The following is an 11026-nucleotide window of genomic DNA, read 5'->3' on the forward strand; positions in this document are numbered from 1 at the left end:
GCCTTGGGCCTACATAGCCAAGGCGTACGTCGGCTGCCCTTGCTGCTGGCGGCCAATGCCGGCCGCATTCTCAGCTATGGCTTGATCGGTGCCTTGCTGGGTGGCCTTTCGGGTTTGTTGGCCTGGTTGCCGCAGGCGGCCAAAGTGCAGGCCATTCTGTATCTCCTATCTTTGTTGCTGGTGCTACTGCTGGGGCTGTATTTGGCAGGCTGGTCGCCATTCTTGACCCGGCTTGAGCGCTTGGGCGGGCCCTTGTGGCGCCGTCTGCAGCCCAGGTTCCGGCAGTTGCTGCCGCTGCGCAGCTTGCCGGCGGCCCTATTGGCGGGTGGATTGTGGGGCTGGTTGCCCTGTGGCCTGGTCTACACGGCAGCGACCGGTGCCCTTGCCAGCGGCTCGGCTTGGCGTGGGGCGGCCATCCTGCTTGCTTTTGGCCTGGGAACCCTACCCAACCTTTTGGCCATGGGCCTTGCGGCAAGCCAGTTGCAGCGTCTGCGGCAGCACCGTGCGGTACGCTGGACGGCGGGCGGGCTGCTTGTGGGCTATGCTGTGGTGCAGATTGTCCGCTTTTTTATTTATCAGGCCCCATGAGCGAACTCGTCTTTCAGGACCTCGATACCTACCGTAGCCAGTTGGCGCAGGCCTTGGCCGAAGCCAGCCGTAGCCTGGACTGGCTGGACGGCGACTTGGCAGAGACAGGCGCGCAGGATGCTGCCAATGCGGCCTCCGTGCGCACTTTGCTGGCCAGCTCAAACCTGGCGCGCGTGCGCCTGCTTTTGCATAGCGATGCCTGGTTCTGGCGGTTTTGTCCGCGCCTGATTGAATTGCAGAATATATATGGCCATGCTTTTGAAATCAGGCTGTTGAGTGAAGCGGATGCCGATACGGCTGAGCGCTTCTTATTGACAGACAAGTCGGTGGTGCGACGTTTTCATCCCGATGCCGCGCGAGGCGAAGCCAGTAGCGTGGGGCGCACCATGGCTGTGTGCCGTCAGCAATTCGATCTTCTGTGGTTGCGTGCCGAGCCACCATCAGAAGGGCGACGCTTATTTATATAAGCCAGTCGACACTTACCCTTGCTGCGCTGCAATTTCCCCCCTAGTTTTTTCTTCAGAAGCTGCTAGAATTTTGGCGTCGGTCGTCTTTGATGCTGTCAAAGGTTTCAAGCCCTCGATCAACGGTCGATTGCTTACTTAGTTTTCTGTTGTGAACTCCACTTTTCAAAAGGTAAAACCATGAAAAAGACCCTGCTCGTCGCTGCTCTGTTCGCCCTGGGCCTGGCCGCTTGCGGCAAGAAGGAAGAAGCTCCGGCTGCTCCGGCTGCTGAAGCCGCTGCTCCCGCTGCTGCCCCGGCTGCTCCGGCCGCTGACGCTGCTGCCGCTCCGGCTGCCCCGGCTGCTGACGCTGCCGCTGCTCCCGCTGCTGCCCCGGCTGATGCCGCTGCCGCTCCGGCCGCTGCTCCTGCCGCTCCGGCCGAAGCTCCGAAGCAGTAATCTGCTCGGTTGCTGCGCTAGCGCAAGCAAGGAAAGCCGATCCAAGGGTCGGCTTTTTATTTGCCTCTCGCTGTCGTTGTATTGCGACATTGCTGTGGGGCAATGAAAAAAGGACGCCGATGGCGTCCTTTTGCTTTGCTGCTGTTTGGGTTCAGGCCAACTTGCCGGGAATGCGCGGGGTGCCGACCGCCACATCGGCATTCTGCGCCCGGTGGCGCAGGGCATGGTCGATCAACACCAGGGCCAGCATGGCCTCGGCGATCGGCGTCGCGCGGATGCCCACGCAGGGGTCGTGCCGGCCGGTGGTCTGCATCATGACCGGCTGGCCCTGCTTGTCGATGGAGCGGCGCTCCTGCGGGATGCTGGAGGTGGGCTTGATCGCCAAGCTGGCACGGATGTCCTGACCGGTGGATATGCCGCCCAACACGCCACCCGCATGGTTGCTGGCAAAGCCGGCCGGGGTCAGTTCGTCCCCATGCACGCTACCGCGCTGCGCCACCACGTCAAAGCCATCGCCAATCTCGACGCCCTTGACGGCATTGATGCTCATCAGTGCGTAGGCAATGTCGGCATCCAGACGGTCATATACCGGCTCACCCCAGCCGACCGGCACATTCTCGGCGACTACCTCGATACGTGCGCCGATCGAATCGCGCTCGGCACGGATCTGGTCCATATAGGCTTCAAGCTCAGGCACGATCTCGTCATTGGGGGCAAAGAAGGCGTTCTCAGCCACGTACTGCCAGCCCTTGAAGGGAATCTTGATCTCACCGAGCTGGCTCATATAGCCACGGATCTCAATGCCGAACTTTTCCTTGAGCCACTTCTTGGCAATGGCACCGGCGGCCACCCGCACCGCGGTCTCGCGTGCCGAGCTGCGACCGCCGCCGCGATGATCGCGGATGCCGTACTTGTGCCAATAGGTGTAGTCGGCATGGCCAGGGCGGAAGGTCTCGACGATCTTGCCGTAGTCCTGGCTGCGCTGGTCGGTATTGCGGATCAAGAGGGCGATTGGGTGGCCGGTGGTCAGGCCTTCGAACACGCCGGAAAGAATCTCGACCGAGTCCGGCTCCTTGCGCTGGGTGACGTGCCGGCTGGTGCCGGGCTTGCGGCGGTCCAGCTCGGCCTGTATCTCTTCCGTGCTGATCGGCAGCCCGGGCGGGCAGCCGTCGACCACACAGCCTATGGCAGGACCATGGCTTTCGCCAAAGGATGTGACCGTGAACAGCAGACCCAGGGTGCTACCCGACATGATGCGACCTCTTGCATAGGCGCCGGCGCATTGGGCGGCCGGCTATCCAGTAAAAGAGCAAGTCTAACACGGCCTTGCCCGTGCTTTCGGTGGCCTGACGGTGCAAAACAAAGCCCCCGACCAGAGCTGGTACGGGGGCTTTGTCGGCACCGCCACCTTGGGGTGGCAGGGCGGTGAGGTTTAACTCACGGTTGCTTCAAACAGCGCGTCGATCTGCTTGCGGGCAGCAGCGAAGGCGCCTTCACGGGCTTCCGGGCCCATGGCCAGGCCTTGGGCGTGTACCACGGTCACGTCGGTGATGCCGATAAAGCCCAGCACGAACTTCAGGTAGTCTTCATGTGCAGCGGCCGAAGGCTGGCCGGCGTGCATACCACCGGCGGTGGAGACGATCACAACCTTCTTGTTGCCGGCCAGGCCTTGCGGGCCGTTGGCGCCATAGGCGAAGGTCTTGCCGGCGACCACTACACGGTCGATCCAGGCCTTGAGTTGGCTGGGAACGCCGAAGTTGTACATCGGGGCGCCGATCACGATGCCGTCGGCAGCCAGGAACTCGGCCATGATGTTTTCCGACAGGGCAGCTTCATGTTGCTGGGCGGCATCGCGCAGCTCAGCCGGGGTGCCGTTCGAGCCCAGGGTGAAGCCCGAGAATTGGGCGACTGCGTCGGCACCGAGGTCGCGGTAGCTGACTTCCACGCCGGACTGGCTGGCGCGCCAAGCGTCAACGACTTCACGGCTGAGTTGGCGGGAGGCGGAGGCGTCGCCGAGGATGCTGGAATCGATGTGCAAGAGTTTCATGTTTTTGCTCCTGAGTGTGTCGCCAACGCCGGCGACTTGCTTGGAGCGAATACTATTGATGCTGCAGATGGTGTACTAGCCAGCTAAAATGCGATGCATCGTTCCATTGGTAGGACAGTGCTATGCAAGACCTCAATGACCTGCACTACTTCGCGCGCGTAGTGGAAGCCGGTGGCTTTGCAGCAGCGGGCAGGCTCTTGGGCGTACCCAAGTCGCGCTTGTCGCGCCGGATCGCTGACCTGGAAACCCGCTTGGGTGTGCGCCTCCTGCAGCGCACCACCCGAAAGCTGGCGCTGACGGATGTGGGCGAGCGCTACCTGCTGCATTGCCAGGCCATGCTGCAAGAGGCGGAGGCTGCGGAAGAGGCGGTGGTAGCAGTCAGCGTGGTACCGCGTGGCCGGGTACGGGTCTCCTGCCCGGTGGCGCTGGCGCAGACTCAGTTCGCCGACATTGTGCCCTCTTTTCTGGCGGCTTACCCCGAGGTCCGGCTGGAGATGATCATGACCAACCGCCGGGTGGACCTGGTGGAAGAGGGCATAGATGTCGCCCTGCGCGTACGCGCCAGTGGCGACGAGGACCCATCGATGGTGGTACGGCGACTGCGCCCTGCCAGCTCGGTACTGGTCATGGCCCCCAGCCTCAGGACGGTGGCGAAGATACGTACGCCTGCAGACCTGGCGCAACTGCCGGCGCTCGGGGCCATCGAGCCCGACCGCAAGGTGCATTGGCAGTTTACGGCTGCTGACGGCCGAATCGAGCATGTGGCTTTGGAACCACGCCTGGCGATCGACGAATTCGGTATCCGCAAGCAAGCCGCGCTGCGCGGCCTGGGGGTAACCATGCTGCCCGAGCCCTATTGCCTGGAGGAGCTCGCTGCCGGCACCCTGGTGCGCCTGTTGCCGGATTGGTCGATGCCCGGCGGCCATCTGCAGGCAGTCTATGCCCACCGCCGGGGCCTCTTGCCGGCGGTGCGCGCGTTTGTTGATTTCGCCGCCGAGGCCTTCGGGCGAGATAGCGACAAACCGGTCTGAAAAGCGCGCCAAGCCGCGCCCTGCTTGCCGTTCCGGCCGCTGGGGAATACCCTTAGCGCCGAGCGGCGGGTGCTTTGCTAGGCTTGTCCGCTTGCGAAGCGTAAACCCGCTTAGTCCGGCGTCATCCTGCCGGGCCCTGCGCGCATCCTGCTGTATCTCGGCAACCCTGCACGTAACCCTGTGCGGCGCTTCGCTTCTGATCACTATTTAGAAGCGAGTACGCGATGTCTGTTCCCTTATCCGCTGCGGTTCCCGCGCAGCGCACCCTCGGCGCAAGCGACTACAAGACCCTGGGCTTGGCGGCACTGGGCGGTGCCCTGGAATTCTACGATTTCATCATCTTCGTGTTTTTTGCGGCGGTGATCGGCCAACTGTTCTTCCCTCCGGAAATCCCGGACTGGCTGCGGCAGGTGCAGACCTTCGGCATCTTCGCGGCCGGTTATCTGGCCCGGCCACTTGGTGGCATCGTGATGGCGCACTTTGGCGACCTCTTGGGCCGCAAGCGCATGTTCACCTTCAGCATCCTGCTGATGTCGGTCCCAACCCTCTTGATGGGGTGCTTGCCTACCTACGCCAGTATCGGCCTGGCTGCGCCGGTGCTGCTCCTGTTCCTGCGCATCCTGCAAGGTGCCGCAGTCGGTGGCGAGGTGCCGGGTGCCTGGGTGTTCGTGTCTGAGCATGTGCCACGCCGCCACATCGGCTATGCCTGCGGTACGCTGACCGCTGGCCTGACCTTCGGCATCCTGCTGGGCTCTTTGGCGGCCACCGCCATCAATACCGTCTTCGACCAGGCACAACTGCTCAGCTACGGCTGGCGCATCGCCTTCCTGATTGGTGGCGTGTTCGGCCTCTTTTCCATGTATTTGCGGCAGTGGCTGCACGAGACCCCGGTCTTTGCCGAGCTGCAGCAACAGAAGGCGCTGGCGGCCGAGATGCCGCTCAAGGAAGTGGTACGCGACCACAAGCGCGCCATCGCCCAGTCCATGCTGCTGACCTGGATGTTGTCGGCCGCCATCGTGGTCGTGATCCTGATGACGCCAACCTTCCTGCAGAAGCTCTACGGCTTCAGCCCGGCGCAGGCCCTGCAGGCCAACAGTCTGGCCACCCTGTGCTTGACCTTAGGCTGTGTGGTGGCCGGTAGCCTGGCAGACCGCCTGGGTGCCAAGTGGGTGCTGTCGGTGGGGGGACTATTGCTGGCTGGTAGCAGTTTCCTACTGTACAGCAGTCTCTTCAGCCAACCCGAGTTGCTGTTCCCGCTCTACGCCCTGGCCGGCTTCAGTGTCGGCACCATTGGTGCCGTGCCCTTCGTGATGGTGAATGCCTTTCCCGGCAAGGTGCGCTTTAGCGGCCTTTCCTTCTCCTACAATGTGGCTTACGCCATCTTCGGCGGCCTCACCCCGGTATTTGTGAGCCTGCTGCTGAAGTCCGACAAGCTCGCCCCCGCCTACTATGTACTGGTGGTGTCGCTGATCGGGGTGGTAACGGCGCTGCGCTTGCCGCATCAGGACAAGCACTGAAACAGCCTGCGTCACATAGTATGCAAACGGTCCTGCGGGGCCGTTTGGCTTATCTGGCATGCTACATTCCGGTCCCTCATGAGTATGTAGCCTCAGCAGGAGGGCATGATGATCTACCACGCACTGACGATTGCCGGCTCGGATTCAGGTGGCGGGGCCGGCATACAGGCCGATCTCAAGACCTTCTCGGCTTTGGGAGCCTACGGCCTGAGCGTACTGACTGCCCTGACTGCCCAGAACACCCAGGGCGTACAGGCGGTGCATCCCGTACCGCCGGATTTTGTCGCTGCCCAGCTCGATGCCGTGTTTGCGGATATTCGTGTTGATGCGGTCAAGCTGGGCATGCTGGCCAATGCGGACATTGTGCATGCGGTCGCCGATAGTCTGGCGCGACACCAGCCCGCCCATGTGGTGCTTGATACCGTCATGATTGCCAAGGGTGGCCACCCCCTATTGTCCCAGGATGCCGTTGGCGCGATTCGCGAACGCCTGCTGCCGCTGGCTTCTCTGATTACGCCCAACCTGCCGGAAGCGGCGGCCCTGCTGGATGTTGAGGTCGCTACGACCGAAGACATGATGCGGGAGCAGGGGCGCCGACTGATGGCGGCGGGCGCCCAGGCGGTGTTGATGAAGGGTGGGCACCTGGGTGGAGCCGAGAGCCCGGACTGGCTGATCACCCCGGAGGGCGAGACGCGCATCGTCTACCCGCGTGTGCCGACCCGAAACACCCACGGTACCGGTTGTACCTTGTCTGCCGCGCTGGCGGCGCTACGGCCCCGCCATGTTGATTGGCCGGCCACGGTGATGGCTGCGCGGGCTTATCTGCAGGCGGCGCTATCGGCGGCCGATAAGCTGCAAGTAGGGCAGGGCATAGGACCTGTCCACCATTTCCATGCCTGGTGGTAGGCGCGGTCGCTAGCCCTGATACTCAAAGCGCGCGCGTTTGACGTTGCAGAACAACTCATAGTCGATAGTGCCGGCCGATGCGGCAATCTCTGCTGCCGGCAAGCCTTCGCCCCAAAGCCGCACTGCAGTGCCGACACCGGCGTGCGGGTGCTCGGTCAGGTCCACGGTCAGCATATCCATCGACACCCGGCCGATGATGCGGCCGCGTTGTCCATCGATCAGCACCGGTGTGTCGCTGGGCACCACGCGTGGGTAACCGTCGGCATAGCCACAGGCCACCACACCGACCCGGGTCGGCCGCTCTGTTACAAAGCCTCCGCCATAGCCTATGGGCTCGCCCGCAGATAGCTCGCGTACCGCCATGATGCGGCTGTCGAGGTTCATGACCGCTTGCGGCCAGTCTGGCAACTGACGGTCAGCGGCGGTGCCGCCATACAGCATCACGCCGGCGCGGCCCCAGTCACCGTGCAGATCTGGCCAGGCCAGGATGCCGCCCGAGTTGCAGAGGCTGGTCTCCACCTTCAGACCGGCGATGGCAGCCATAAAGCAGGCGGATTGGCGTGGTGTGGTATCGCAATCGAGCTCATCGGCCCGTGCGAAGTGGGTCATGGCGACGATCTTGCCGACCTTGCCGGTGGCCTCGAGGCGCGCATGCAGCTCAGGGAAGTCGCTTGGTGCGATCCCAAGGCGATGCATGCCGCTGTCTATCTTGGCCCACACGGTGAGCGGCCGGCTGAGTGTCGCCGCTTCAATATCAGCCACCTGGGACAGGCTGTGCATGGCTGTCCACAGATCGTAACGCTCGATCAGCGGCAGCTCGCTGGCCTCGAACCAGCCCTCCAGCAGCAGGATAGGTTGGCGGATGCCGGCTTCACGGAGCTGTATCGCTTCTTCGATGGCCGCTACGCCAAAACCGTCGGCAACCTCGGCCAGCGCCTGGGCGCAGCGGGCCGCACCATGGCCATAGGCGTTGGCCTTGACGATAGCGAGCACTTTGCCGCCATGCAGGCGTTTGGCCAGCAGGTAGTTGGCGCGCAGGGCAGCGAGGTTGATGGTGGCGGTCAGCGGACGGCTCATGGCGGCGGATAGGGAAGCGTTATCGGGATTATCGGGCAAAACAAAGCCGACCGGCCCGATACGGTACGGGTCGATCGGCGTGGGGCTGTGCCGGGCTCAGGCGCGGGCCGGTTGCAGGCCAGCCAGGCGACCGTCTATGGCCTTGCGGCCGTAACGGTCGAGCGCCAGGCCCTCGGTGCTGATCTCGGGCCGCTGGCCGGTGACGATGTCAGCCAGCAACTTGCCCGAGCCGCAGGCCATGGTCCAGCCCAGTGTACCGTGGCCGGTGTTGAGCGAGAGGTTGGCGTAGGGCGTACGGCCGACAATGGGCGTGCCATCCGGGGTCATGGGGCGCAGGCCGGTCCAGAAGCTGGCGGCCTTGACGTCGCCCCCCTCGGGGAACAGGTCGTTCACCACCAGCTCCAGCGTCTCGCGGCGACGCGGGTTGAGGCTGAGATCGTAGCCACTGAGCTCGGCCATGCCGCCTACGCGGATGCGCTGATCAAAGCGGGTGATGGCGATCTTGTAGGTCTCGTCCAGGATGGTAGAGACCGGTGCACCATCCGGATTGGTGATGGGGATGGTCAGCGAATAGCCCTTGGTCGGGTAGACCGGCAGGTTGAGGCCCAGCGCCTTGACCAGATGACGACTGAAGCTGCCCAGCGCCACCACATAATGATCGGCCTCCAGGCGTTCGCCATTGACCACCACGCCGGCAATGCGGCCTCGTTCCACCTGCAGCTCGTCGATCCGGCTGTCAAAGCGGAAGCGCACACCCAGCTGCTCGGCACGGCGGGCCAGTTCGGTGGTGAAGCGTTGGCAATCGCCGGTTTCATCATTTGGCAGACGCAGGCCGCCGACTACACGGCCTGGAACCTTGGCCAGTGCCGGTTCGGCCTGGGCGCAGCCAGCCTCGTCCAGCAATTCAAACGGCACACCGCAGGCTTCCAGCACCGGGATATCGCGGGCGGCGCCGTCGAGCTGTTTTTGCGTGCGGAACAATTGCAGGGTGCCGCCGCTACGTTCCTCGTAGTGAACGCCGATCTCGGCACGCAGATTACGCAGGCAGTCGCGGCTGTATTCGGACAGCCGCATCATGCGTTCCTTGTTGATGGCGTAGGCAGCGTCATTGCAGTTGGCCAGCATCTGCGCCATCCATTGCCACTGGAACAGGCTGCCGTCGGGCTTGACCGCCAGCGGGGCGTGTCGTTGGAACAACCACTTGAGCGCCTTGGTCGGGATGCCGGGTGCTGCCCAGGGCGTGGAGTAACCCGGTGAGATCTGGCCTGCATTGGCAAAGCTGGTTTCCAGCGCAACGCCAGACTGACGCTCCAGTATCGTGACCTCGGCGCCCGCCCGGGCCAGGTAATATGCCGTCGAAACACCGATCACGCCGCCGCCGAGTACGATTACACGCATGGTTTGCCGCCCAAATCCAGGAACAGGGAATTGGCGCAGTCTATTGAGCAAATAGCAAAAAGTGCGACCAAGTTTTACTATCTGTACGAGAATAAATCCTGTTGAATATTGTTATTACTAGAATAAGTCTGGAATAGAGTTTATGCGTGAACTGGACCGTACCGATCGCAAGATCCTGACACTGTTGCAGCAGGACGGCCGTATGGCCCTGACCGAGCTGGCCGAGAAGGTGGGCCTCTCGACCACACCGACCTCGGAGCGGGTCAAGCGGCTGGAGCGGGAAGGGGTGATCGAGGGCTACTACGCACGGGTTAATCCGCGAGCGGTCGCCTGCGCCCAGCTGGTGTTTGTCGAGCTGCGTCTTGCTGCCAAATCGGCCGAGATCTTCGACCAGTTCCGCCGCGAGGTGATGAAACTACCCAATATCGTCGAGTGCCACCTGGTATCGGGTGACTTCGACTACCTCGTCAAGGCACGTATCTCCGATATGTCCCAATACCGCACCCTCTTGGGCGACATCCTGCTCAACCTGCCTGGGGCCGTGGAGTCGCGCAGCTATGTAGTGATGGAGGAAGTGAAGGAAACGCTGGTGCTGCCCGTCGCCGGTAGCTGAACACGGGGCCACTCGGCCGATTTGATCAAGCGATGAAATGGGAGTTCGTAATCGATATGCAGACCTGGATGCGTAACCTTAGCCTGCTGGCCGCCGGCCTCTTTGCTCAGGCTGCCGATACCGACGAGTTCGTCGCCCTGCGCGGACCGCTGCTGGCTCTGACCCATGCCGAGCTGTTCGATGGAACGGGCGCCGCACCGCAGCGGGATATGACCTTGCTGATCAAGGACGGTCGCATTGCCGCCTTGGGAAAAACCGGTACGGTCAGCCTGCCCAAGGGGGCAGTGGTTCGCGACTTGAGCGGGCAATCGCTCGCGCCGGGCTTTGTCATGCTGCACGAGCACACCTTCTACCCGGTCGCCAATGGTGCCTATGGCGCCATGTTCGAATCCTTCCCCCGGCTTTACCTTGCGGGTGGGGCCACCACTATCCGTACCGCCGGCAGCATGAGCCCTTACGCCGACCTGAACCTCAAGCGTGATATCGAAAGCGGCGCCAATATCGGTCCGGACATGGACGTGACCGCTCCCTTTCTCAACGGCGCCACGCCTTTTGTGATGCAGGTCCAACGTATTGCCAGCCCGGCCCAGGCCAAGACCATGGTGAGCTATTGGGCCGGGGAGGGCGCGACCTCCTACAAGGCCTATATGCACCTTACCCGTGCCGAGCTCGGCGCGGTGGTGGAAGAGGCGCATGCCCACCAGCAGAAGGTGACCGGCCATCTGTGCGCCATTACCTATCGTGAAGCGGCCGATATTGGTATCGACAACCTGGAACATGGCTTTCTGGCAGCCAGCGACTTTGTTGCGGGCAAGCCGGCCGACACCTGTCCGAATGGCGATACCGTGCCCAAGAGTCTGAATGCACTGACGGTGGACAGCCCCGAGATGCAGGCACTGCAGCAGCACCTGCTTGAACGCAAGGTGGCCCTGACCTCGACCCTGACC

The 11026-nt window shown here is 62.9% G+C and carries 12 protein-coding genes; 8 read left to right on the top strand and 4 right to left on the bottom strand.

Annotated elements, in window-relative coordinates; genetic code table 11:
- From VIM95_RS22245 to VIM95_RS22255, 3 genes are all read left to right on the top strand, one after another.
- Positions 1 to 588 (top strand): sulfite exporter TauE/SafE family protein (locus tag VIM95_RS22245; protein ID WP_331990137.1); only part of this gene is annotated, 588 nt, incomplete at its 5' end.
- Positions 585 to 1055: a hypothetical protein gene (locus VIM95_RS22250; protein ID WP_331990139.1), complete on the top strand. Its 471-nt coding sequence runs from the start codon at positions 585 to 587 to the stop codon at positions 1053 to 1055. The genes VIM95_RS22245 and VIM95_RS22250, both read left to right, overlap by 4 nt.
- 177 nt (positions 1056 to 1232) lie before the next feature.
- Positions 1233 to 1490 (top strand): hypothetical protein, encoded by a 258-nt coding sequence (locus VIM95_RS22255; protein WP_331990141.1) that lies wholly within the window; start codon positions 1233 to 1235, stop codon positions 1488 to 1490.
- A gap of 151 nt (positions 1491 to 1641) precedes the next feature.
- Here VIM95_RS22255 and aroC read toward each other — a convergent pair whose 3' ends face one another.
- On the bottom strand, positions 1642 to 2742 hold the full coding sequence (gene aroC / locus VIM95_RS22260; RefSeq protein WP_331990143.1) for a chorismate synthase: 1101 nt from the start codon (positions 2740 to 2742) through the stop codon (positions 1642 to 1644).
- 180 nt (positions 2743 to 2922) lie between these two features.
- Positions 2923 to 3537, bottom strand: a complete 615-nt coding sequence (locus tag VIM95_RS22265) for an FMN-dependent NADH-azoreductase (RefSeq protein WP_331990145.1) — start codon at positions 3535 to 3537, stop codon at positions 2923 to 2925.
- Between the two features lie 122 nt (positions 3538 to 3659).
- Between VIM95_RS22265 and VIM95_RS22270 the strand changes: the two genes are divergently transcribed.
- The 3 genes from VIM95_RS22270 (at position 3660) to thiD (ending at position 6991) form a co-directional block, all read left to right on the top strand.
- Positions 3660 to 4568 carry a LysR family transcriptional regulator gene (locus VIM95_RS22270; RefSeq protein WP_331990147.1) on the top strand — a complete coding sequence of 303 codons (909 nt, stop codon included), beginning with the start codon at positions 3660 to 3662 and terminating at the stop codon, positions 4566 to 4568.
- A gap of 224 nt (positions 4569 to 4792) precedes the next feature.
- Complete coding sequence (locus tag VIM95_RS22275; RefSeq protein ID WP_331990149.1) at positions 4793 to 6085, top strand: MFS transporter; 1293 nt, start codon at positions 4793 to 4795, stop codon at positions 6083 to 6085.
- A 108-nt stretch (positions 6086 to 6193) separates the two neighbouring features.
- Positions 6194 to 6991, top strand: a complete 798-nt coding sequence (thiD, locus tag VIM95_RS22280) for a bifunctional hydroxymethylpyrimidine kinase/phosphomethylpyrimidine kinase (protein WP_331990159.1) — start codon at positions 6194 to 6196, stop codon at positions 6989 to 6991.
- A 9-nt stretch (positions 6992 to 7000) separates the two neighbouring features.
- On the opposite strand, the gene alr is transcribed toward thiD, so the two are convergent.
- Entirely contained in the window at positions 7001 to 8068 is a 1068-nt protein-coding gene (alr, locus tag VIM95_RS22285; RefSeq protein ID WP_331990151.1) for an alanine racemase, read from the bottom strand.
- Between the two features lie 96 nt (positions 8069 to 8164).
- Positions 8165 to 9466 carry a D-amino acid dehydrogenase gene (locus VIM95_RS22290; protein ID WP_331990153.1) on the bottom strand — a complete coding sequence of 434 codons (1302 nt, stop codon included), beginning with the start codon at positions 9464 to 9466 and terminating at the stop codon, positions 8165 to 8167.
- A 142-nt stretch (positions 9467 to 9608) separates the two neighbouring features.
- On the opposite strand from VIM95_RS22290, the gene VIM95_RS22295 reads away from it, so the two are divergent.
- Positions 9609 to 10079 (top strand): winged helix-turn-helix transcriptional regulator, encoded by a 471-nt coding sequence (locus tag VIM95_RS22295; RefSeq protein ID WP_331990155.1) that lies wholly within the window; start codon positions 9609 to 9611, stop codon positions 10077 to 10079.
- Between the two features lie 32 nt (positions 10080 to 10111).
- The coding region (locus tag VIM95_RS22300) for an amidohydrolase family protein (RefSeq protein ID WP_331990157.1) at positions 10112 to 11026 on the top strand (915 nt) is incomplete at its 3' end.

It is taken from the genome of Chitinimonas sp., from assembly GCF_036568685.1.
GTDB lineage: Bacteria > Pseudomonadota > Gammaproteobacteria > Burkholderiales > Chitinimonadaceae > Chitinimonas.